The organism is Candidatus Latescibacterota bacterium (assembly GCA_020633725.1).
Lineage (GTDB): Bacteria > Krumholzibacteriota > Krumholzibacteriia > JACNKJ01 > JACNKJ01 > VGXI01.
In genome coordinates this window covers 544,182-566,989 of the sequence record JACKDC010000001.1, presented here as the reverse complement: position 1 = coordinate 566,989, position 22,808 = coordinate 544,182, and the positions used below count along the sequence as shown (strand labels likewise).

21 protein-coding genes are annotated in these 22,808 nt (G+C 71.9%); 2 read left to right on the top strand and 19 right to left on the bottom strand.

Annotated elements, in window-relative coordinates; all coding sequences use genetic code 11:
• Positions 1–83: 83 nt before the first annotated feature.
• The 19 genes from coaE to H6693_02345 all read right to left on the bottom strand — a co-directional run bounded on the left by coaE (position 84) and on the right by H6693_02345 (position 19,033).
• Positions 84–707, bottom strand: coding sequence for a dephospho-CoA kinase (gene coaE / locus H6693_02435; GenBank protein MCB9515032.1), 624 nt, complete (start codon positions 705–707; stop codon positions 84–86).
• A complete protein-coding gene (gene polA, locus H6693_02430; GenBank protein ID MCB9515031.1) occupies positions 704–3,391 on the bottom strand; it encodes a DNA polymerase I in 2,688 nt (895 codons plus the stop codon). The genes coaE and polA overlap by 4 nt, the downstream gene beginning before the upstream one ends.
• Entirely contained in the window at positions 3,388–3,987 is a 600-nt protein-coding gene (nadD, locus tag H6693_02425) for a nicotinate (nicotinamide) nucleotide adenylyltransferase (GenBank protein ID MCB9515030.1), read from the bottom strand. The genes polA and nadD overlap by 4 nt, the downstream gene beginning before the upstream one ends.
• A gap of 2 nt (positions 3,988–3,989) precedes the next feature.
• Complete coding sequence (gene bamD, locus H6693_02420) at positions 3,990–4,745, bottom strand: outer membrane protein assembly factor BamD (GenBank protein MCB9515029.1); 756 nt, start codon at positions 4,743–4,745, stop codon at positions 3,990–3,992.
• Positions 4,742–5,692 carry a tetratricopeptide repeat protein gene (locus H6693_02415; protein MCB9515028.1) on the bottom strand — a complete coding sequence of 317 codons (951 nt, stop codon included), beginning with the start codon at positions 5,690–5,692 and terminating at the stop codon, positions 4,742–4,744. The genes bamD and H6693_02415 overlap by 4 nt, the downstream gene beginning before the upstream one ends.
• Complete coding sequence (locus H6693_02410; protein ID MCB9515027.1) at positions 5,692–6,366, bottom strand: hypothetical protein; 675 nt, start codon at positions 6,364–6,366, stop codon at positions 5,692–5,694. The genes H6693_02415 and H6693_02410 overlap by 1 nt, the downstream gene beginning before the upstream one ends.
• A gap of 56 nt (positions 6,367–6,422) precedes the next feature.
• Positions 6,423–7,862, bottom strand: a complete 1,440-nt coding sequence (rimO, locus tag H6693_02405; GenBank protein MCB9515026.1) for a 30S ribosomal protein S12 methylthiotransferase RimO — start codon at positions 7,860–7,862, stop codon at positions 6,423–6,425.
• Positions 7,859–10,177: a DNA translocase FtsK gene (locus tag H6693_02400; GenBank protein MCB9515025.1), complete on the bottom strand. Its 2,319-nt coding sequence runs from the start codon at positions 10,175–10,177 to the stop codon at positions 7,859–7,861. Before H6693_02400 ends, rimO begins: the two co-directional genes overlap by 4 nt.
• Before the next feature lie 15 nt (positions 10,178–10,192).
• Positions 10,193–11,548 (bottom strand): acetyl-CoA carboxylase biotin carboxylase subunit, encoded by a 1,356-nt coding sequence (gene accC, locus H6693_02395; protein ID MCB9515024.1) that lies wholly within the window; start codon positions 11,546–11,548, stop codon positions 10,193–10,195.
• A 146-nt stretch (positions 11,549–11,694) separates the two neighbouring features.
• Positions 11,695–12,816 carry a PilT/PilU family type 4a pilus ATPase gene (locus tag H6693_02390; GenBank protein ID MCB9515023.1) on the bottom strand — a complete coding sequence of 374 codons (1,122 nt, stop codon included), beginning with the start codon at positions 12,814–12,816 and terminating at the stop codon, positions 11,695–11,697.
• A 117-nt stretch (positions 12,817–12,933) separates the two neighbouring features.
• Positions 12,934–13,383, bottom strand: a complete 450-nt coding sequence (accB, locus tag H6693_02385; protein MCB9515022.1) for an acetyl-CoA carboxylase biotin carboxyl carrier protein — start codon at positions 13,381–13,383, stop codon at positions 12,934–12,936.
• A gap of 32 nt (positions 13,384–13,415) precedes the next feature.
• The gene (gene aroQ, locus H6693_02380; GenBank protein ID MCB9515021.1) at positions 13,416–13,853 is read right to left on the bottom strand and encodes a type II 3-dehydroquinate dehydratase; all 438 of its coding nucleotides are present in this window, start codon (positions 13,851–13,853) and stop codon (positions 13,416–13,418) included.
• Positions 13,850–14,446, bottom strand: coding sequence for a tetratricopeptide repeat protein (locus H6693_02375; protein MCB9515020.1), 597 nt, complete (start codon positions 14,444–14,446; stop codon positions 13,850–13,852). Before H6693_02375 ends, aroQ begins: the two co-directional genes overlap by 4 nt.
• A gap of 81 nt (positions 14,447–14,527) precedes the next feature.
• Positions 14,528–15,649 (bottom strand): 3-dehydroquinate synthase, encoded by a 1,122-nt coding sequence (gene aroB / locus H6693_02370; protein ID MCB9515019.1) that lies wholly within the window; start codon positions 15,647–15,649, stop codon positions 14,528–14,530.
• Positions 15,646–16,680, bottom strand: a complete 1,035-nt coding sequence (locus H6693_02365; GenBank protein MCB9515018.1) for a DUF4837 family protein — start codon at positions 16,678–16,680, stop codon at positions 15,646–15,648. The genes aroB and H6693_02365 overlap by 4 nt, the downstream gene beginning before the upstream one ends.
• 119 nt (positions 16,681–16,799) lie before the next feature.
• On the bottom strand, positions 16,800–17,450 hold the full coding sequence (locus H6693_02360) for a zf-HC2 domain-containing protein (protein ID MCB9515017.1): 651 nt from the start codon (positions 17,448–17,450) through the stop codon (positions 16,800–16,802).
• Positions 17,447–18,052, bottom strand: coding sequence for a sigma-70 family RNA polymerase sigma factor (locus H6693_02355; protein ID MCB9515016.1), 606 nt, complete (start codon positions 18,050–18,052; stop codon positions 17,447–17,449). The genes H6693_02360 and H6693_02355 overlap by 4 nt, the downstream gene beginning before the upstream one ends.
• Before the next feature lie 84 nt (positions 18,053–18,136).
• Positions 18,137–18,619 carry a hypothetical protein gene (locus tag H6693_02350; protein MCB9515015.1) on the bottom strand — a complete coding sequence of 161 codons (483 nt, stop codon included), beginning with the start codon at positions 18,617–18,619 and terminating at the stop codon, positions 18,137–18,139.
• Positions 18,620–18,826: 207 nt separating this feature from the next.
• A complete protein-coding gene (locus H6693_02345; GenBank protein ID MCB9515014.1) occupies positions 18,827–19,033 on the bottom strand; it encodes a twin-arginine translocase TatA/TatE family subunit in 207 nt (68 codons plus the stop codon).
• Between the two features lie 196 nt (positions 19,034–19,229).
• Between H6693_02345 and H6693_02340 the strand changes: the two genes are divergently transcribed.
• Both H6693_02340 and H6693_02335 read left to right on the top strand, forming a co-directional pair.
• A complete protein-coding gene (locus tag H6693_02340) occupies positions 19,230–21,002 on the top strand; it encodes an ABC transporter ATP-binding protein (GenBank protein ID MCB9515013.1) in 1,773 nt (590 codons plus the stop codon).
• Positions 20,999–22,789 carry an ABC transporter ATP-binding protein gene (locus tag H6693_02335; protein MCB9515012.1) on the top strand — a complete coding sequence of 597 codons (1,791 nt, stop codon included), beginning with the start codon at positions 20,999–21,001 and terminating at the stop codon, positions 22,787–22,789. The genes H6693_02340 and H6693_02335 overlap by 4 nt, the downstream gene beginning before the upstream one ends.
• Positions 22,790–22,808 lie beyond the last annotated feature (19 nt).

The window sequence follows — 22,808 nt, the reverse complement described above, 5'->3', positions numbered from 1 at the left end:
TGCGACATTCCAGGGCTCCTCGGGATCGGGTCGGGCAACCATAGTGCGTCGATGGCGAGGGGGCGTCAAGCCCGGGTCTCCCCCTACGGCGCGGGAGCGGCGAGCAGCGCCGGCAGCAGCACGCGGACGCGCCGCTCGAGCTCGGCGAGATCGCAGTCGGTGTTGAGCACGCGGTCGGCCTGGGCCGTCCAGCGCTCCCAGTCCCCCTGGGCGGCCAGGCGGCGCGCCACGTCGTGCGCGGCCAGACCGCTCCGCGCGGCCACGCGCTCCACCAGCCGCTCCGGCGGCGCCCAGGTGAGCAGCACGCCGTCCACGGCGAAGGGGCGCTGGCTGAGCTGGAACCAGAGCACCACCTCCATCACCAGGAGCCCGCTGCCGCGCGCGCGCCAGTCCGCGGCCTTGTCGGCCAGCTCGCTGAGCACGTGGGGATGCAGCAGCGCCTCGAGCTTGCCCAGGAGCCCGGGGTCGGCGAAGACGCGCTCGCCGATGAGCCGCCGGTCCGGACGCCCATCGGCGCCGAAGACCGCCTCGCCGAAGAGCGCGCGCAGGCCGGCGTGCACCTCGTCGTGCCGCGCCAGCAGCCGGTGCGACAGGGCGTCCGCGTCGAGCACCGCCGCGCAGCACTGCTCGAGCAGGCGGCAGACCGTGCTCTTGCCGCTGCCCATGGGGCCGGTGACCACCCACACGCGCGAGTCGGGACGCCTCAATGCGCCTCCAGCCAGCTCGCGCCCACGCCCCAGTCCACCTTGAGCGTGACGTTCACCGCGCCGATGCCCTGCCCCACGCCCTCCATGCGCGCGACGACCTCCCCGGACAGCGCCTCCAGGTCTCCGGGCGCGACCTCGAAGAGCAGCTCGTCGTGCACCTGCAGCAGCATGCGCGCATCGAGTCCGCTCCCGGGCAGCCAGTCGTGGATGCGGATCATGGCCAGCTTGATCAGATCGGCCGCGCTGCCCTGGATCGGCGTGTTCACGGCCATGCGCTCGGCGAAGCCGCGGATGCGGCCGTTGCCGCTGTTCAGCTCGGGCAGCGCCCGCCGGCGCCCGAAGAGCGTGGTGACGGCCCCCTCCGCCCGCGCGCGGAAGAGCGTCTCGTCGATCCAGCGGCGCACCTCGGGGAAGGCGGCGAAGTACTCGTCGATGAAGCCCTGCGCCTCGCCGCGCGAGATCCGCAGCCGCTGGGCGAGTCCGTGGGCGCCCATGCCGTAGAGCACGCCGTAGTTCACCACCTTGGAGCGGTCGCGCTCCTCGCGCGTCACGTCGTCCTCGGCCTTGCCTGCCAGGCGCGCCGCCGTCCAGCGGTGGATGTCCCGGTCGCCCGCGAAGGCCTCGCCCAGCGCCGCGTCGCCGCTCAGCGCCGCGAGGATGCGCAGCTCCACCTGGCTGTAGTCGAAGGATGCGAGCTGCATCCCCTGCGCCGGCACGAAGGCGCGGCGGATCTCGCGTCCCAGCGCGGTCCGGATCGGGATGTTCTGCAGGTTCGGATCGCTGCTCGAGAGCCGCCCCGTGGCCGCCACCGCCTGGTTGAAGCGCGTGTGCACGCGCCCGGTGGCCGGCAGCACCATCTGCGGCAGGACGTCGACGTAGGTGCTCTTCAGCTTCGACAGCTCGCGCCACTCCAGCACCCAGCCGGCGATGGGGTGCTCCGCCGCCAGTTCGCCCAGCACCTGCTCGTCGGTGGAGTAGCCGGTCTTGGTGCGGCGTCCCTTGGGCAGGCCCAGCTCCTCGAAGAGCACCGTCGCGAGCTGCTTCGGGCTGCCGATGGCGAACTCCCGCCCCGCGGCCGCGTGGATGCGTCCCTCCAGCTCGGCGCGGGCGGTTTCCATCTCGCCCGAGAGCCTGGCCAGGTGCGCCGTGTCCAGCGCGATGCCCGTCTTCTCCATGGCGGAGAGCACGGGAATCAGCGGCATCTCCAGCTCGCGGAAGACGCGCTCGGTGCCCGTCTCCCCCAGCGCCGGACGCAGGGTCGCGGCCAGGCGCAGGGTGTAGTCGGCGTCTTCGGCGGCGTAGTGGCCGAGGCTGTCCAGCGGCACGGTCTGGATGTCCCGCGTCTTGTCGCCCGCCTCGAAGAGATCCTCGAAGGGCACCATCACGTGGCCGAGCAGCTCGAGGGCGAGGGCGTCGAGGCCGTGGCTGCGCCGGCCGGGGTCGACGCAGTAGCTGGCCAGCATGGTGTCGAAGCAGGCACCCTGGATGGGTAGGCCATGCTGTTCAAGCATTTGGGCGTCGAACTTCAGGTTTTGCGCGACCTTCTCGATCCCCGGATCGGCGAGGGCGGGACCGAGCAGCGACCGGAGCGTCTCCAGCGGCAGCCCCTCGCCGGCGCAGCGTCCCGCCACCGGCAGGTAGAAGGCCTCCCCGGGCTCCAGGGCCAGGCTGATGCCCACGAGTGCGTCGCTCAGGGGATCGAGCCCCGTGGTCTCGGTGTCCACGGCGAAGCGCGGCGCGGACTCGAGGCGCTCCACGAGCGCGCGCAGGGACGCCTCGTCCTGCACGAGCGAGTAGCGGGCCGCCTCCTCGGGCTCGCTCTCGCCGAGGAAGTCCGGCACGAGGGTGTGGAAGCCGCGCTCGAGCAGCCAGGCCTGCACGGACTCGCGCCGGGGCGCCGCCGGACGCCAGGCTGGCTCCGGCCCGTCCAGGTCCAGGTTCTCCACCAGCGCGATGAGCCCGCGCGCCCGGAAGGCGTTCTCGCGGCCGTCCTCGAGCTTCTTGCGCACGGTGGCCGAGTCGAGGTCGTCCAGGCGGGCGTAGAGGTCGTCCAGGGACTCGAACTCCGCCAGCAGCTTGCTGCTGCCCTTGGGTCCCAGCCCCGCCACGCCGGGGACGTTGTCCGCGCTGTCGCCCACCAGGCTCAGGTAGTCGCGGATCTTGGCCGGGGGCACGCCGTACTCCTCCTCCACCTCGGCCGGCCCCAGCTCCTTCTGCGGCTTCTTGCCGCTCGCGGGCCGCAGCAGGTGGATGCGGTCGTCCACCAGCTGGCAGAGGTCCTTGTCGCCCGACACGATCCGCACGTCCCAGCCCTCGGCCGCCGCGCGGCGCGCGGCGCTCGCCAGCACGTCGTCGGCCTCGTAGCCCGGGCGAATCTCCTGCGCGATGCCCGCCAGCGGCAGGAACTCCTGGAGCCGCGACACGCTGGCCTTCAGCTCCAGCGGCGTCTCGGCGCGCTGGGCCTTGTAGTCGGGAAACTCGCGGTGGCGAAAGCTGCCCCCGGGCGGATCGAAGGCCACCAGGATCGCATCCGGCGCCTCGTCGCGGCGCAGGGCCAGCAGCGTGCGCAGGAAGCCGAACTCCGCGCTGGTGTTCTCGCCCGCGCTGTTCGTGAGCGGACTGCGGATCATGGCGTAGTAGCTGCGGAAGGCCAGCGCGTGGCCGTCGAGGAGCAGCAGCTTCACGGGGCCTCCTTGCGGTAGAGTCCGGCGCGCCGGGCGGCCGCGGCCACGGCGGCCGGCAGCCAGGGCGTTTCGCGTCCCGCGGCGAGACAGCCGCGGATGACCCGGCTCTGCGCCGGGTGCGTCTCCCCCGCCGCGAGCCGGTGCGGCCAGCGCGCGGGCGTGGGACTCCCCTCCCGCGCCAGGACCAGCAGCTCCACCTCGGCGCAGAGCTGCGCCGGCTCGTGCCAGCCGTCGAGGTCCGCGAGCGAATCCGCGCCCAGGATGAGCGCGAAGCGCTGCGTCGCCCCGTGCCGCGCCTTCAGCGCCCGCACGGTGTCGAGGCTGTAGCTCGGCCCCGGGCGCTCGGCCTCGATCGCGTCGACGCGGAGCCAGTCCTCGCCGCTGCTCTCCACGAGAACCCGCGCAAGGGCGGCGCGCTGGGCGAAGGGCGTCTGCCGGTCGGCGTCCTTGTGCGGCGGATGATGCGCGGGAACGAGCCAGACCTCGTCGAGGCTCCAGAGCGCATGGGCGCGACGGGCCATCCAGAGATGGCCGGCGTGGGGAGGGTCGAAGCTGCCCCCCAGGAGCCCCACGCGACGGCGCCGCGCCCCGGCCATGCTCAGCGGTCGAGCAGGGCCCGGGCCCGCCGGGCCAGCTCGCTGTCGGGGCGATCCGCCGCCACGCGCTCGGCCAGCCGACGCGCCTCGCCGCGCTCGCCCATCTCCACGCGCACCGCGATCAGACCGAGGACGGCCGCGTCGGCCCGCGGGCTATCGGGGTACTCGCGCAGCAGCTTCTCGTAGTAGATCGCCGCCGCCTGGGGCCGTTCCATGCGCCGGTACAGCTCCGCGACGGACAGCGCCTTGTGCGCCAGCTTGTCCTGCAGCGCGGCCAGCTTGACCTTCGCGTCGGGCGCCTGGGGCGCGTCGGGGTGGTCGAGGAGGAAGTCCTGCAGCATCTGGATCGCCTTCAGCGTGGGCGTGGCGTCGCGATCGTAGGCGGGCGACTGCTCGACCCAGCAGAGCGTCTGGTACCACGCGGCGGCGAGCAGCGAGTCGCTGCGCGGATAGTCGCGCTGGAAGATCTCGAACTCCACGGCCGCCGTCGGGTAGTCGCCGTTCTCGAAGTAGCTTCGGGCCAGCATGAAGTGGGCGTCCATGGCCTCGACGCCGAGGCCGGCCTCCTCGAGGAAGACCTGGTAGTCCTGGATCGCGCTCGCGTAGTCCCCCCGGGCGAAGGCGTTGTCCGCCCTGCCCTTCCGGCTCAGACCGCGGCTGGACGAACAGCCGGCCAACGCCGCCCCCACCAGCAGCAGAGCGAGGAGGACGAGTCCCTGCCGCCGGAGGGCCTTCGGATCCCTCGCGCTTCGCTTCACCGCAACCTCGCCTTCTCCATTCTAGCCAACCGTTCGATGGCCGTGTCGTAGATCCGGCCCGTCTGCGTGTTGCTCGTGTCGATGACGCGCCGGTAGCAGGACGCGGCCGCGTCGTAGTCCTGTAGATTCTCGTAGCTGCCGCCGAGTTCCAGCAGCGCTTCCGCCGTCATCGGCGGGTTCTCGTCGAAGCGCAGGGCCCGGCGAAGATACTCCACGGCGGCGTCGTAGTCCATGCGGCCGTTCGCCGCGCGCGCCTGGTCGATGAGGATCTCCTGATAGAGCCAGATCGCCTCGTGCCGATCGCGGTGGCGCGGGTAGCGCGTGATGAAGGGCCCGAGGACGTCCATGGCCTCCTGGTCCCGCTCCAGCTTGTGCAGGCTCACCGCGTAGGGGTAGAGCGATTGCTTCACGGCGCTCGAGTCGGCGTAGACGCTGAGCGCGCGCCCGTAGAGCGCCGCCGACTGGCGCCAGTCGCGCTCCTCGTAGGAGCGGTCCGCCATGTAGAACGCGTACGGGCCAAGATCGAGCATGGGCTCGAAGCGCAGGGCGATCAGCCAGCGGCGGGCGGCGCGGCTCTTCTGCCCGGAGGTGTAGTCCTCCCTGGCGCGGGTGTCGTAGAGTTCCGCCGCCTCCATGGCGTGCAGCGGGCTCTTCTCCGCCAGCGTGTGGAAGTAGCTCTCGGCCTCGCCGTCGCGGTCCTGGGCCAGGAGGCTCCTCGCCACCAGGGAGAGCGCCTCCTCGTTCTCGGGCTCGCGCAGGAGCACGTAGAGCCCTTCGAGCTGCGCCTCCTCGTAGTGCTTGTGCGCGAAGAGACTGCGTCCCTTCGACAGGTGCGACTCCAGCTCGCCGCCCCCGCACCCGGACGTGGCCAGGACCAGGGCGACGCCCAGCGCCGCGCCGCCGGCGCCGAAGCCCCGGAGCGCCCGCCGCAGCGCGGGTCGGCGCATCAGTTCCCGCTCTGGTTGCTGAAGAAGAGGTAGATGAGCCCCGCGATCATGCCCGTCACCACGAAGGGCTCGGCGGACTTGCTCCAGTCGCGCTCCTTGAGTTCGGGCGCGGTGAAGGGATAGGTCGGGCTGCCCACCAGATCCTTCAAGTCGTAGGGCACGCGGTCGGCCAGCAGCACCTCCTGCTGCGTGGTGGCGCGCTCCCGCCCGCCCTCGGTCTCGAGGACCCGCGCCGCGAGCACGCAGGCGCCGTGGCGCTCGATCTCCTTGCGCGTCCACAGCGCGCTGCGGTCCACACCGGTGTAGGCGATCTGGAGCTCCAGGATGCGATACTCGAGCGTCGTCGGACAGCCGGCGTCCGCCGCGGCGATCGCCAGTCCGCGCTGGCGGGCGGCCTCGGCCAGCGCCAGCTCCAGGATCGAGTTCCCCGAGTGCTCGCCGCGCGCCTTCAGCAGGACGCAGCCGCCGGCCGGCAGGGACAGCGCGTCCAGGGTCGCCGCGGCCACCTCGGTCGCCATCCGGTGGGCGAGGCCGAGATTCGTGGGGATGTCCTCCACGGTCAGCGGCGCCGGCTCCGCCGCCACCGCCGGCCCCAGCGCGAGGAAGAGCAACGCGGCGCAGCCCAGCAGGCGGCGAGGGGCGGACAGGACGACTCGGCGAGGCGTGGCGCGCATGGCGATCTCCGTCAAGTTGTTGGTCCAGCTTGGTATAGGAAGCGTCCCGGCCGCTGTCAAGGCAAAGCCGGCCCGGTCAGACGCCCCCGCAGGTCGTAGACGTCGCTCTCGATCACCTCCACCTCGACCCAGTCGCCGGGGGCGAGGCCCGCGTCGTCGTCGAGGAAGAGGTGACCGTCCACTTCGTAGGCCTCCCGCGGCCCCCGCAGGGCCGCCCGCGCCGACGGGAAGGGCGCGCTGGCCAGCGGATCCAGGCAGCGCTCGGGGGGCAGCCCCTCGCCGAGGGTCGCCGTCGCCTCCACCACCGCGCGCACCCGGCGTCCCACCCAGGACGCGGCGCGCTCCTCGCTGCAGGCCATCTGCGCGAGCTGGACGGCCTCCACCCGCTCCGCCACGCTCTCGGCCGGCACGGCCGGGCCGAGGCTCGGCGAGGCCGTGCCCTCCTCGCGGCTGTAGCCGAAGACGCCCAGGTGGTCGAAGCCGTGCTCGCCGAGGAAGTCCAGGAGCGTGGCGAGGTCGTCCTCCGTCTCGCCGGGGTGGCCCACCAGCACGGTGCTGCGGAAGGTCATGTCGGGACGCTCCGCCCGCAGCCCGCCGAAGAGCTCCGTCAGCCGCTCGGGCCCGTGGCCGCGGCGCATGAGCTTGAGCATCGAGGCCGACGCGTGCTGGATGGGCATGTCCAGATAGGGCAGCACCTTGGGCAGGGCGAAGAGCTCCAGCAGATCGGGCAGGTCCACCAGCGTCGGATGCAGGTAGAAGACGCGGATCCACTCCAGCCCGTCCACGGCCGAGAGGCGCCGCATCAGCGGCAGCAGGGTCTCCCGCGCTCCCTTCGGCCCCGCGTCCAGGCCGTAGTAGGCCGTGTCCTGGCTGATGATGTTCAGCTCGCGCACGCCGCGCGCCGCGAGCGCGCGCGCCTCGGCCTCCAGGTCCTCGGGCGGGCGGCTGCGGAACTGCCCGCGGATCCCCGGTATCGCGCAGAAGCTGCACTTGCGGCTGCAGCCCTCGCCGATCTTGAGGTAGGCGAGATGCGGCGGCGTCAGCAGCGGCCGCTCGAGAAAGCCCGCGAAGCTGATGGCCGGCGCCGCGGGCGTGAGGGCCTGGGCCCCCGCCGCGGCGTCGTCGCCGGCGAAGAGCGCCGCCAGGGACGCGGCCAGCTCCGCCTGCTGCCCCACGCCGGCCAGCAGGTCGATCTCGGGGATCTCGTCGCGCAGTTCGTCGGCATAGCGCTGGGGCAGACAGCCGATCACCGCCAGGCGCGCGCCGGTCTCCCCCTTGAGGCGCACCAGCTCCAGAATGCGCTCCACCGACTGCTCGCGCGCCGATTCGATGAAGGAGCAGGTGTTCAGGAGCAGCAGTTCGGCGGCGCCGGGGTCCGTCTCGTGACGAAACCCGCGCCCGAGGAGCAGGCCGAGGGCGGCCTCGCTGTCCACGAGGGTCTTGGCGCAGCCCAGCGACTCGAGATAGACGCGGCGCGCCTTGGCGGGATCGCTCATGCGCCCAGCTCCTCGTCTTCCAGCGCCTCCGGTCCGACCAGCAGCTCGCGGGCCTTGCTGCCGGTGTGGGGCCCCACGATGCCGGCCTCTTCCAGCATGTCCATGAGGCGGCTGGCGCGGGTGTAGCCCACGCGCAGTCGACGCTGCAGCATGGTGGTGCTGCCGAAGCCGGCGAGGATGACCGTGCGCCGGGCGTCGGGGAAGAGGTCGTCCTCGGCGGCCAGGTCGAGCCCGCCCTCGCGGCGGGGCTCGAGATTCACGTGGGCGGGGTCGTCGCCCCCCACCTGGCGCCAGTGATCCACGATGCGTTCCACCTCGCCGGTCTCCACGAAGGCGCCGTGCACGCGGCGCGGGAAGGGCTGACGGCCGTGCTTGAAGAGCATGTCGCCCCGGCCGATGAGGGTCTCGGCGCCCACGCCATCGAGGATGGTCTTCGAGTCGAAGCGACTGAAGACCTTGAACGCGATTCGGCTCGGAAAGTTCGCCTTGATCACGCCGTCGATGATGTCCACGCTCGGCCGCTGCGTCGCGAGCACCAGGTGGATGCCCACGGCGCGGGCCATCTGCGCCAGGCGCACGATGGGCGTCTGGATGTCCTTGCCCAGGGTCATCATCAGGTCCGCGAACTCCTCGACGACGCCCACGAGGAAGGGCAGCGTCTCGTCGACGCGCTGGCCGTCGCGGTCCGTCACCTCACCGGCGCGCACCTTGTCGTTGTACTCGCCGATGTTCCGCACGCCTACCGGCTTGAGCAGCAGGTAGCGCCGCTCCATCTCCCCCACCAGCCAGTTCAGCGCCTGCAGCGCGACGCGGTTGTCCGTGATCACCGGGTGCATGAGGTGCGGGATCTCGTTGTAGACGCTGAGCTCCAGCATCTTGGGATCCACGAGGAAGAGGCGGAGCGTGTCCGGCGTGTGCGCGAGCAGCAGGCTCACCAGCAGCGTGTTGATGCAGACGCTCTTGCCCGTCCCCGTCGCGCCGGCCACCAGCAGGTGCGGCATGTCGGCGAGGTCGGTCCAGGTGGCGCGGCCGTCCACGTCCACGCCCAGCGCGAGGGCGAGCTGGCCGCCCGCGCCCACGGGATCCGTCGCCTCGAGCACCTCGCGCAGGCGGATGACCCGCGGCTTCGGATTCGGCAGCTCCACGCCCACGGCCGCCTTGCCGGGAATCGGCGCCACCATGCGCAGCTCCTTGCTGCGCAGCGCGAGCGCGAGGTCCTCGCGGCGGCTGAGGATCTGGTTGACCTTCACGCCGGTGTCCGGCTCGAACTCGTAGGTGGTGACCACCGGTCCCTGGCTCATGGCGCTGACGCGCCCGCCGATGTTGAAGCTCGCCAGCTTGTCCACCAGCACCTTCGCGCGCTCCTCCACGAAGCGCTTGTCGGCCGCCTCGCTGCGCACCGTGGGCGGCTCGAGCAGTTCGAGGGGCGGCAGCGTGAGATCGCCGCGCTTCCGCCGCGCGCGCCGCGCTGGCGCCGGGGCGCTGCGCGGCTCGGGACGCGACTCGCGCGCGGGCGCGCCCGTCGTGGCGGCGGCCGCCAGGGCCACGGGCTCGTCCTCCATCGTGATCGCGTGCACGGCCGCGGCCGGCACTGCCATCGGCGATGGGTCCTCGCCCGCCGCTCGCGCCCGCGTCTCGGCGCGCCGCGCGGCCTGCTCGGCCCAGGCGTCCTGACTGCGCAGCGCCAGCCCACGGACGGATCCGCCCACCCAGCGCAGAGCCTCGGCGAGACCGCTGCCCAGCGCCGTCAGCGCGCGTCCCCCGGCGCGCAGCGGCGCGAGGAGCCCACGCCCCAGCACGAGAAGACCCCGACGCAGCCCGCCGAAGACGCGCCCGGGCAGCGCGAACACCAGCGCCATCAGACTGAGGAAGGCCAGCACGATCACAGAACCCGTGCGTCCGGCCAGGCTGGCCAGACCCTCGCTCAGCAGCTCGCCCAGCCAGCCCTGACGCACGACGCTCGGCCCTCCGGCCACCGCGCTGCCCGCCCAGAGCAGGGCCAGCAGCGCGGCCGCGGCCCAGAGCTGCAGCGCCGGTCGCCGCGAGCGTCCGAGCAGGTCGGCGCCGCCCGCCAGGAAGAAGGCGGGCGCCAGCAGCCAGAGCGCCAGGGCTCCCAGCAGGAAGAGCAGGATCTTGGCGAGGACCGCCCCGACGAAGCCGAAGGCGTTGCGCGCGTGGAAGAGCGAGGCGTCCCAGCCCCAGCCCACCCAGTCGCCGGGATGGAAGGTGAGCAGACTGCCCAGCACGACGAGGCCGAGCAGCAGGGCGACGAGGCCGCGCAACGGGTGACGGGACGTGCTACGGGAGCCGGCCATGGTCTGCGGACCGGCTCAGCGCCCCGCGCTGCGCCAGTCCTCCTCCTCCAGGAAGTGGGTGCTGAACTTTCCGCTCAGGAAGCGGGGATGCTGCATGATCTTGGCGTGGAAGCCGAGGGTGGACGGCACCCCGTCGATGACGCACTCGTCCAGCGCGCGGCGCATGCGGCGAATCGCCTCGTCGCGGTCCGCGCCGTAGGTGATGATCTTCGCGATCATCGAGTCGTAGAAGGGCGGAATCTTGTAGCCGCTGTAGACGTGCGTGTCCACGCGCACGCCGGGGCCGCCCGGCGGGTGGAAGCTCACCACGGTGCCCGGCGCGGGCGCGAAGTTGTTGAGCGGATCCTCGGCGTTGATGCGGCACTCGATGGCGTGCCCCTTCATCACCACGTCCCCCTGCCGGAAGCTCAGCGCCTCGCCGGCCGCCACGCGGATCTGCTCCTTGAGCAGGTCCAGCCCGGTGACCATCTCCGTGACCGGGTGCTCCACCTGGATGCGCGTGTTCATCTCCATGAAGTAGAAGCGGCCCGTCTCGTCGAGGAGGAACTCCACGGTGCCGGCCGAGTGGTAGTTCACGGCCTCGGCGGCGCGCACGGCGGCCCCGCCCATCTTGGCGCGCAGGGCGTCGTCCACCGCCGGCGACGGCGACTCCTCGATGAGCTTCTGATGCCGCCGCTGGATCGAGCAGTCGCGCTCGCCCAGGTGCACGATGTTCCCGTGCTTGTCGCCGATCACCTGGATCTCCACGTGCCGCGGGCGCAGCACCAGCTTCTCGAGGTAGACGTCCCCGCGCCCGAAGGACGCCTCGGCCTCCCCCTGCGCGGCGCCGAAGGCCCGCCGCAGCTCTTCCTCGTCGGCCGCGGCGCGCATGCCCTTGCCGCCACCGCCGGCGCTGGCCTTGACCATCACCGGGAAGCCGATCTCGCGGGCGATCTGAAGCGCCGTGAGCTCGTCGGCGACGATGCCCTCGCTGCCGGGCACCACGGGGACGCCGGCGGCGATCATCGTCTCGCGGGCGAGGGCCTTGTCGCCCATGCGGCGGATCATGTCCGGCTCGGGACCCACGAAGATGAGCCCGTGGGTCTGGCAGACCTCGGCGAAGTGGGCGTTCTCGGCGAGGAAGCCGTAGCCCGGGTGGACGGCGTCGGCGCCCGTCACCTCGGCGGCGCTGATGATGTTGTGGATGTTGAGGTAGCTGCGGCTGGAGCTGGCCGGGCCGATGCAGACGGTTTCGTGGGCGAACTTGACGTGCAGGCTGTCCTCGTCCGCCTCCGAGTGCAGGGCCACGGTCTCGATGCCGAGCTCCTCGCAGGCGCGCATGATGCGCAGGGCGATCTCGCCCCGGTTCGCCACCACCAGCTTGCGGATCATCGTGGGGACAGCCTTCCGACCTCCGGCGCGGTCCACCCGCGCCAGGTCCGTGGCATAGCACAGTCGCCGAGGGCTGTCCAGCGGGGATCAGGGCGCGCGAAGCGCCGCAAGTCCCCATTCTGACGGGCTCTGCGGCGCTTCGGCGGCTAGACGTGCGTCGTGCTGTCCCGCGGGATCCAGGTTTCCAGCAGGTTCTCCGAACCCTCGATCCCCGACATCTTGAGCCGGATCTCGTCCGGGTGCGAGGCGTGGGTCAGCGCCTCCTCCATGCTGATCTTGCCCAGCTTGGCCAGCTCGAGCAGCGACATGTCGTAGGTCCGCGTCCCGTAGACGGTGTAGCCCTCCGCCATGAAGTCCCGGATGCTGTTCATCTTCTTCGGATCCTGCAGGTACTCGCGCGTGGTCGCGCAGCCCACCAGCACCTCGCAGGCCGGCACGCGACCGGTGCCGTCCTTGGTCGGCACGAGGCGCAGGCCGAGGATCCCCTCCAGGTTGTGCGAGAGCAGGTGGCGGATCTCGCTGTGCTGGTCCGGCGGGAAGAGCGACAGCATGCGGTTCACGGTCTGCAACGCGTCCGTGGTGTGCAGCGTCGAGAGCACGAGGTGCCCCGTGTCCGCGGCCGTCAGCGCGATGCGCATGGTGGCCGCGTCACGGATCTCGCCGATCACCAGGACGTCCGGGTCCTGCCGCAGCACGTGCTTCAGCGCCGAGGCGAAGGACAGCGTGTCGCTGCCCACCTCGCGCTGCGTGACCATCCCGATGCCGTCGGCGTGCAGGAACTCCGCGGGGTCCTCCACGGTCATCACGCTCACCGGCTTCGTGTCCAGGATGCGGCGCACCATGGCGGCCATGGTGGTGGACTTGCCGCTGCCGGTCATGCCCGTCACCAGCACGAGTCCGCGGGGGGACATGGCCAGGCGCTCGGTCACGTCGGGCAGGTTGAGGTCCTCCAGCTGCGGCACCGTGGTGGGGATGTGCCGGAACACCATGGAGATGCTGCCGCGCTGCAGGAAGATGTTCCCGCGAAAACGGCCCAGGCCCGGCATGCTGAGCGCGAAGTCCACCTCGTGGTCGCGCTCGAAGACGTCACGCTGGCTCTCGTCCAGCGCCTGCCGGTAGAGCGCCACGGTGTCCTCGAGGAGCAGGGGCTCGTCGCCGGCGAAGGCCAGCTCGCCGTTGATGCGATAGCCCGGAGGGCGGCCGACCTTGATGTGAAGGTCGCTGGCCCGCCGCTCCACCATCTCCTGCAACATCTGGGTGAGTTCCATGCTGTCCTCCGCCTGAGGGGCACACGTCGCCCCGGCGAAACTTAGCAAGAAGCTCACCCTTTCCCTGGGGATCTCTCGGCGGGAAGCAAGGTCCGCGATGGGGAATCGGAAGGAAGCCTAGCGCCGCTCCACGCGGAAGAGCGGCTGTCCGAACTCCACCGCCTGCCCGTTCTCCACGAGGATTTCGCGCACCACACCGCTCACGTCCGACTCGATCTCGTTCATGAGCTTCATGGCCTCCACGATGCAGAGCACGGTGCCCGGCGTCACCTTGCTGCCCTCGCTGACGAAGGGATCGGCGTCCGGGTTGGGCGCGGTGTAGAAGGTGCCGACCATGGGCGCCTTGATGACGTGGAGGTCACCGTCGGCCTGCGGCGCGGGCGCGGCAGCCGCCCCCCCCGCGCTCACCGGAGCCGGCGCGGCCGGCGCGACCGCGGGGGCCGCCGTTTCGCCTCGACGGGAGACCCGCACGCGGTGCCCGCCCAGGAAGCTGGACATCTCGATCTCGACGATGCCGGCGTTCTCTTCCAGCAGCTTGATCAGCTGGCGGATCTCGTCAACGCGCATGCTCTCTCCCTTGCCTGCGGCGCCGGGCGCCGCTAGTCCTCGGCCAGACCCGCCAGGTGAAGGATGGCGAGCCGGTAGCTCTCCTCGCCGAAGCCGCTGATGATCCCCTTCGCCGCCGCGCCCGTGAGGGAGCGCTGCCGCCAGGGCTCGCGCGCGTGGAGGTTGCTCAGATGCACCTCCACCACCGGCAGCGCGAGGCCCGCGATGCAGTCCCGCAGCGCCACGCTGCTGTGGCTGAAGCCGCCGGGGTTCAGGACGGCGCCGTCGCAGCGCCCCGCCGCCTGCTGCAGGGCGTCGATGAGCGCCCCCTCGTGGTTCGACTGCAGGAACTCGAGCGCGACGCCGCGGGCCGACGCCCAGCGCTCGAGGTCGGCCTGCACCGTGCTCAGGTCGCGGGCGCCGTAGACCTCCGGCTCCCGCGTGCCCAGCAGGTTCAGGTTCGGTCCCTGGAGGACGAGGATGCGCGTCATCCCGTCCGCTCGCCGCCGGCCCGCTGCGGGTCCGCGCCCGCCCAGGCATCCGGATCGTCGGGGGACGGCGCGCGCAGGTAGGCGGGCTCGAGTTCGGCCAGGCTCAGCTCCATCAACCCCGGCGCGCGAGGGACGGGCGGCGAGGGATCGGCCGCGCCCATCGCCTCCAGCTCCTCCAGCAGATCCGCCAGCTCGGGATCCTCGGGGTCCTGCGCGGACCAGGCCTCGAGAAGCCGCCGCGCCGCGTCCACGTCCCCCGCGGCCAGGCTGCTGGCCGTCAGGGCCCGCAGCGCCGGCAGGTTCTGCGGATCCAGGGCCTCGAGAACATGGCGGTAGTGCCGGAGCGCCTCGTCCATGCGGCCCTCCTGGGCGCGCAGCCGCGCGAGCTGCACCCAGGCCGACACGCGCCGGGGGCACTCCTCCAGCCCCTGCTCCAGCAACGCCGCCGCCTCGGCCAGGCGCCCGTCGCGGCGCGCCAGCTCGGCCAGGGGGACGAAGAGCGTCCGCTCGCCCCGGGCGAAGCGCGACTCGAGGGCCTCCCGGCCCTGGTCCCTGTCGCGCTGGACGAGCTTGGATCGTGCTGGAACTGGCAAGCGCAACCCCTTGGATATCCTAAGCCTATACGATTACACGACTTCTAGGCAATCAACGCTAGCAGAGCCCGGGCCGGACGGTCAACGCATTTCCGTGTCCGGCACGGCGAGGAGGAAATCGACGAGGGCCCGCTCCACACTCTCCGGGGCCACTTCCACGCCATGGCGGCTGCGTCCCCAGTCCTCGAGCAGGACGAAGCGCAGCGCGCCGCCGCGGCGTTTCTTGTCGCTGCCCATCAGCCGGACGAGAGCCTGCGCGTCGGCGCCGGCGGCCGGCCGCAGGGGCAGCGACCACCGCGCGAGCAGGCGGGCCAGACGCGGCTCCGCGCCCTCCGCGGCGGTCACGCCCAGGGCCGCGCCGAGCCGCAGCGCAAAGAGCATCCCGATGGCCACCGCCTCCCCGTGCAGCAGCGGCGCCTCGCCCGCGGCGACCGGCGTGCCCGCCAGCGTCGCGCCCTCCAGGGCGTGGGCCAGCGTGTGGCCGAAGTTGAGGATGGCCCTTCGCCCCGCCTCGCGCTCGTCCTCGGCCACGACCGCCGCCTTGAGCGCGCAGCCGCGAAGCAGCGCGTCGGGCAGCGCTGGCGAACGCGGATCCAGCAGCGACTCCCCCGCCTGCTCGAGTGCGGCGAGCAGGTCGGCGTCCAGGGTGGCCGCCATCTTGGCCAGCTCCGCCAGCCCCGCGGCGCGCTCGCGCCGGGGCAGCGTGTCGAGAAAGCCCAGGTCGGCCAGCACGGCCAGGGGCTGGTGGAAGGCGCCGAGGCTGTTCTTGGCCCCCGGCAGGTTCACGGCGACCTTGCCCCCCACGCTCGCGTCAACCTGGGCGAGCACCGTGGTGGGGACCTGCACGAAGGGGATGCCCCGCAGATAGCTCGCGGCCAGGAAGCCGCCCAGGTCGCCGCAGACGCCCCCGCCCACCGCGACCAGCGCCCCGTCGCGGCCGAGGCCCAGCGCGATCAGCTCGCGCGCCAGGCGCTCCAGCTGGGCCAGGGTCTTGGTCCCCTCGCCCGAGGGGACCGTGAGGCGGGGCCGCCCGCCCAGCAGCGCGTCCAGGCGCGGCCCCTGCACGGCGGCCACCTGGGCGTCCACCAGGGCCACCGCGGGGCGGCCGGCGAGGGCGTCGGCCAGCAGCGCGGGGTCGAGGTCGCGGCCGAGATGGATCGGATAGCTGCGGGCGCCCAGCGCCACCTGGAGGCTTCGCATCAGTAGCGGAAGGTCGTGGCCAGCGCCTCGAGCTCCCGCATGAAGGGATGCTTGGCCATGCCCGGCGCGTAGAGGAGCAGGTCGAGGGCGAGCAGGCGGTGGCGGTGCTCGTCGAGGAAGAAGTAGGTGACGAAGGGGCCGCCGGTCATGTCCCGCTCGTTCTGCCAGATGCCCCGCAGGCGCAGCGCGCTGCGTCCGGCCTCCTCCACCGCGGTGAACTGGTTGGCCTCGGGCAGCAGGTAGTCGCCGTGGTAGAGCGTGTCCACCACCGACTCGCGAAAGGCCAGCAGGCGGGTGGAGTCGGCGACCGTGGGCGCCGGGCCGTCCCAGTCCTGCCAGAAGACGCCCATCACGCGGCTCGGATCCTCCCGGTGCAGCTCGATCGCCCCGAGGTCGGGACGCTCCTGCAGCAGCCGGTACTCGGCCGGGTAGCGCAGGGTGAAGGCGTAGCGCCGCAGCAGGTACTTGCCGCCGCCCTTGTTCTCGCGGCCGTTCAACAGATAGTCCCGCAGGCGCTCGCGCGTGGAGTCGCGCATGCGGTCGCGCAGGGTCGGCGCCATGCGCGTGAAGAGCTGCTCCTCGCCGGCGGCGCCGTCGGCCAGCAGGAAGTAGACGTCCTGGTCGCGCGCGAAGAGATCCTCGCGGTAGAGCACCAGCTGACCCTCGCGCCGAACCCGGGCGAGGATGTCCTTGCCCAGCAGGCGCTGCACCCGCGAGAGCATGCCGCCCTGGCGGTCCACGCGCGCGTAGAGCACGATGTTCTTGCGGTCGCGGTTGTGCTCGAACTGCTCGAAGTCGCGGACGTAGACGTCGAACTCGTTCTCTTCCTCGAAGACGTACTCGATGGGGTGCGAGAGCGACTCGACGAAGCTCCGGAGCAGGTCCGTCTGCGTGCCCTGCTCGGTGAAGATCCACACGTCGGAGTAGGGACCCACGGCGGGGATCACGCGCTTCTCGCTGCAGGAGAGCAGAAGCGGCGCGACGAGAAGGAGCGCGGCAATCGCTGCGCGAAGACGTCGGGGCGAGGTGATCATGGAGGCAGAATAGGCGCCGGACGCGGTGGGGTCAAACGCTCATCTGATGGAAGCGCCGAGGCGCGCATGGGGTGGCGCGAGGGCGGGCAAGCCCAGCCTCGCGCCACCCCCGCCGGGGTTCAGGGCGTCGTCGCGGGAGCGCCGAGGCTGTCGGCGCTGGCGCTCGGAGCGCCGGTCTCGGCGGCCTTGCCTTCCAGCAGGATCGCCTGACGGGGATCCGCCGCCTGGATGGTCCAGTGCTCGGGACCCTGCAGCGGCATCACGTCGCTGCCGCCCACGGGCTGGAAGCCGCGAGAGCTCTCCTGGAGGCCGCCCGCGAAGGGCTGCGGCGTCGACGGGATCTGCAACCCCTCGCCGCTGTCCTGGGCGAGACCGCCCTGCGAAGCGCTGCCGCCCAGCGCCGGCGGGAACATCGACGGCGCCTGCATGGCGCGGTAGACCAGCGCGCCGCCGCCCAGGGCGATGGCCAGGGCCGCCGCCGCCGAGAGCACGAAGCGCGGCCAGAAGCGGCGCTCGACGTCCTCGTCGCGGTACTGCCAGCCCTCGTGCTGGGCCTGCTGCAGCTTGCGCTTCAGATTCCAGTCGAAGTTGGGGGACGGAGACTCCAGCGGCAGTTCGTGCAGGGCCGCCAGACCCTCCTTCAGTTCGTTGAGATAGGCCGTGCACTCGGTGCAGCCGGCCAGGTGCCGGTTCAGCTGCGTCTGTCCCGCGGGGTCGAGCCGCTCGTCGAGGAACAGGGAAATCGCAGCCTGGGCGCGTTTGCAGTTCATTGCAGGGGGCCTCCATCCGCCGTGCGGGCGTTGTCGTCTTCGAAGCGAGCCAACCACTGCTTCCGGAAATGGGCGCGAGCCCGGTTGATGCGGCTGCGCACGGTGCCGAGCTTGAGGCCCGTGGCCGCCGCGATTTCTTCGTAGCTGAGGTCGTGAACTTCGCGGAGAACGAAGGGTTCCCGGTAGTGCGCGGGAATCTTGACCATGATCTCCTCGATAAACCGACGCTGTTCCCGGCGCTCCAGGTCCACGTCCTGGAGGTCGCCGAGGTCCGGCGCTTCCATCTCGACCTTGTCCTCGCCCTTGCCGATCAGCGGCATCCGCGAGATCGGGCTGCGCTTGGCGCGGCGCGCGTGGTTGCGCACCAGGTTGATCGCGATGGTGTAGAGCCAGGTGCTGAACTTGGCGATGGTCCGGTACTTGTCCGCGTTGATGTAGGCGCGGACAAAGGCGTCCTGCGTGATTTCCTCCGCCAGATCCGGGTCGGCGACCATGCGCAGGACGAAGTTGTACAGGCGCATCTTGAAGCGGCCGACCAACTCGTCGAAAGCGCGCTTGTCGCCGGCCTGGACGGCCAGGATGAGATCCTCATCGGTGGGCACGCCCTGCCCCTCCTGACGTTTCCATGCTAGCATCATGTCTCTCTCCGAGATGGTCAGGGGTTGCTGCTGAGCAACACCCCGTCCTCACGGAGGGTTCCCGTCGTCACCCAGAAAAAGCCAGTCCTCGGGGCCGAGCGCCGGCGCCGGGCGCAAGCGGCTCTGAACCCGCAGCCAGCTGCCGTCGGGCAGGGCCACGCGCAGGACCGCCCTCGCGCCTGGGGCCAGCGCCGGCCAGTGCAGGACGACCCTGCCCTGCGGCAGGTCCCAGTCCAGCGCGCGCGCCCGGCCGCCCCGCAGCCGCAGAGTGGCCGGATGTCCCCCGAGACGCCCCCGCGCTTCCCGCAGCGCCCCGCCGGCGGGCCCCGGGACCGCGCCCTCGAGGCAGGCCGTGAGGGCGGGGCCGTCGCCGAGGAGGAGCGCAGCCAGCGCCGTCGGCGGCAGCGCCGCCAGCACGCCGCGCAGATCGCCCCGCGGGGCCAGCAGGGAGCGGGCGCCGGCAGGTTCGGTCCAGTCCAGCAGGGCTGCGCCCTCCCGCAGGAGGAACTGGCGGCGCGGCGCGAGCGCCACCGGCGGCAAGGTCAGGGCCGCCGAGACCCGGTCGCCGTCCAGGAGTCGCAGCTCCGCCCGGCCGCCACGGTGAAGGAGGCCGCGCCCCAGCAGCCAGTGCGAATGGAGGCGCGAGGGAGCCGCGAGCTCCGCCCGAGCCGACGTCGCCGAGGCGATGAGGAGCAGAAGGGTGATGAGCCGCGGGCTGCGCAGCGAGAGGCTCAGGGCCTAGTCCTTGGAGCCGGGCCCGCCGGCCCCGTCGCCGCGCCCCTTGGGGAGCTGGTCGTTCTCGTCCTTGCCGGACATTCCCTGGCGAAATTCACGGATGCCCGACCCCAGGCCACGGGCCAGCTCGGGGATCTTGCGGCCGCCGAACAGCAGCAGCAGAGCCAGCACCACGAGGGCGATCTCCCATTGACCCATGAAGGCGAACATGGCAACTCCCGCTCGCGTCGCGAGCCGTGCAAGTGGATGCGAAACTGCAGTTTCAACGATAGTGCCGCGGTCGGCCGCTGTCCACCCCGAAAAGCGGACCGCCCCGGACCCCGTTTCCACGCCTTGCAGGCGGCGGGCCAGCCGCCTAGACTACCCCCCTTCCCGGAGGTGACCCATCCGCGCCCTGTTGCGACTGATGCCCTACCTGGCACGCCGCCGGGGACGCTACGCGCTCGGCGTCCTCTGCCTGCTGCTCTCGAACCTCGCCGCCACGGCCGTGCCCTGGCTGGTGGGACACATCGTGGACGTCCTGCAGCGCGCCCACGCCGGCGGCGCCGGTCTCCCCGACGGCTTCCTGACGCGCAACGTGCTCGCGCTCACCGGACTCTCCCTCGCCGGCGGCGCCTTCATGTTCGGCATGCGCTGGCTGCTGATCGGCGCCAGCCGCGAGATCGAGTTCGAGCTGCGCGACGACTTCTTCGCCCACCTCCTGACCCTGGATCCCCCCTACTACCAGCGCACCCCCGTGGGCGACCTCATGGCCCGCGCCGGCAGCGACCTGAACGCCGTCCGCATGCTCCTCGGCCCGGGCATCATGTACACGATCAACACCGCGACGGCGCTCATCATGACCCTCGCGCTGATGTTCGTCATCGACGGCAAGCTCACCCTGCTCGGCCTCGCCCCGCTCCCGGTGCTCAGCGTGCTGATCTACCTCATCAGCAGCCGCTTCCACCACGGCTTCACCCGCATCCAGGAGCAGTTCAGCCGCCTCAGCACGCGCGTGCAGGAGAACTTCTCGGGCATCCGCGTGGTGAAGGCCTTCGGCCGCGAGGAGGGCGAGCAGCGGCGCTTCGAAGCGGAGGGCTGGGCCTACTATCACGCGAACCTGAAGCTCTACCGCATGATGGCCCTCTTCATGCCGACGCTCCGCCTGCTGAGCGGCGCGGCGATCGTCCTGATCCTCTTCTACGGCGGGCGCGCCGTGGGCGAGGGCCGGATCACCCTGGGCCAGCTCGTCACCTTCATCCAGTACATGATCCGCCTGAGCTGGCCCATGGCCGCCCTGGGCTGGGTGACGGGCATCATCCAGCGCGGCAGCGCCTCCTGGGCGCGCATGCTCGCGGTGCTGGACCAGGAGCCGGCCATTGCCGGGCCCGCGCCGTCGCCGCAGGACGCGCCCCTGCGCGGCGATCTGGAGATCCGCCATCTGCACTTCGCCTACGGGGAGCACGCCGTCCTGCACGACATCGACCTGCGCCTGCCCGCGGGGGAGACCCTCGGCATCGTGGGCCTGACCGGCAGCGGCAAGACCACGCTCCTGCGGCTCATTCCGCGCCTGCTGGATCCCCCGCCGGGGAGCATCCTGCTGGCGGGGCGCGACGTCACCACGCTCCCGCTCGCCCAGCTGCGCGCGTCCATCGCCTGGGCGCCCCAGGAGCCGCTGCTCTTCAGCGAGAGCCTCGACGCCAACCTGCGCCAGGGCGACCTGGGCATCGACCCCGCGCTGCGCGACGCCGCGGCGAAGGACGCCGGCGTCCTCGACGAGATCCTCGGCTTTCCCAAGGGCTGGGACACGCCCATCGGCGAGCGCGGCGTGAACCTCTCCGGCGGCCAGCAGCAGCGCGTGAGCCTCGCCCGCGCGTTGCTCAAGGACGCGGGCTTGCTCATCCTCGACGCCCCCTTCGCCAGCGTGGACACGCACACCGAGGAGCGCATCCTCGCGGCGCTGCGCGCCGGCACGCGCGGGCGCAGCCTGATCCTGGTCAGCCATCGCGTCTCCACCGTGCGCCACTGCCAGCAGATCCTGGTGATGGACGGCGGCCGCATCGTCGAGCGCGGCGACCACGCCAGCCTGCTCGTCGCGGGCGGGCTCTACAGCCGCCTACACGAGCGCCAGCTCCTGGAGGACGAGCTCGGCGCCGCCGGCGCGACGGCGGACGACGGCGCCGAGAGGGAGCAGGCGTGAGCGACTACCTCCAGGCCGACCTCGCCCCCCAGAAGGCCTACGACGCGCGGCTGATGCGGCGCGCCCTGCGCTACCTCCACCCCTATCGCTGGCGGGTGGCGCTGGCCGTCGTGCTGCTCGCCTGCGCCAGCCTTGCCGGTCTCGCAGGGCCCTACCTCGTCAAGGTGGGCATTGACCGTGGCATCGTGGGCTCGGATCCCTCCGCCCTGCTCTACGCGTCGCTGCTCTTCGGTCTCGTGCTGCTCGCCGAGTTCGGCCTCGGCTACCTGCAGACGCTCATCGTCGTCGGCCTCGGCCAGCGCTTCATGCTCGATCTCCGCCTGGAGCTCTTCGCCCACCTCCAGCGCCTGCCCGTGGCCTTCTTCGACCGCAATCCCGTGGGCCGGCTGATGACGCGCATCACCAGCGACGTCGAGCTGCTCAACGAGATGTTCAGCTCGGGCCTGGTGGCGATCATCGGCGATCTCATCACCCTGGCGGTGATCCTGGGCTACCTCTTCCTGCTCAACGTGCGGCTCGCCCTGGTGACCTTCGCGCTGCTGCCGGTGCTCAGCCTCATCACGCTCTACTTCCGCGGACGCCTGCGCACCAACTTCCGCCAGGTGCAGGTGCGCGTGGCCGCCATCAACGCCTTCCTGCAGGAGCACCTCGCCGGCATGGAGGTGATCCAGGCCTACGGCCAGGAAGAGCGCGCCGCCGGCCGCTTCCGCGAGCTCAACCGCTCCCACACGCGGGCCCATCTGGACAGCGTCTTCAACCTGGGGCTCTTCTTCCCGCTCGTGGAAGTGATCGCGGTGCTGTCGATCTCCCTGAGCCTCGGCTTCGGCGGCCACTGGTACAGCACGGGCGGCGACGCGGCGCTGAGCCTCGGCGATCTGGCGGCCTTCATCCTCTACGCGCGGCGCTTCTTCCAGCCCATCAGCGACCTCAGCGAGAAGTTCAACATCATGCAGGCGGCCATGGCCTCCAGCGAGCGCATCTTCCGGCTGCTGGACACGGAGCCCGAGCCCCCGTCGCCGGCGCTGCCCGCCTCGCCGCCGCGCCTGCGCGGGGAGATCCGCTTCGAGGGCATCCGCTTCGGCTACGACCCGGCCCTGCCCGTGCTCCACGACGTGGCCTTCCACGTGGCGCCCGGCGAACGCCTCGCCCTGGTGGGCCCGACGGGCGGCGGCAAGTCGAGCATCCTGAGCCTGCTGCTGCGCTTCTACGAGCCGCAGCAGGGGCGCGTGCTGCTCGACGGCGTGGATCTGCGCGACCTCCCACGCGGTGTGCTGCGGGGACAGGTGGCGCTGGTGCAGCAGGACATCTTCCTGTTCCCGGGCAGCATCGGCGAGAACATCCACCTGGGGAACGCGGGCATCGACGCGGCGCGCGTGCGCGCGGCGGCAGAGGCCGTGGGGGCGCTGGACTTCATCGAGCGACTGCCCCGCGGCTTCGACACGGCGCTCACCCAGGGCGGCGGCGGTCTGTCCACGGGGCAGAAGCAGCTCATCGCCTTCGCCCGCGCCCTCGCCCACGACCCCGCCGTGCTGATCCTCGACGAGGCCACGAGCTCCGTGGACACCGAGACCGAGGCGCTCATCCAGCAGGGACTCGAGCGGCTGCTCGCCGGGCGGACCAGCGTGGTGGTGGCGCACCGTCTGTCCACCGTGCGCGGCGCGGATCGCATCCTGGTGGTGCAGCGCGGCCGCATCGTGGAGTCCGGTCGCCACGAGGAGCTGCTCGCGCTGGACGGCGTCTACGCGCGACTCCACCGCCTGCAATACCTGGACACGCCCTCCGCCTGACCGCTGGACCCGTCCTTGC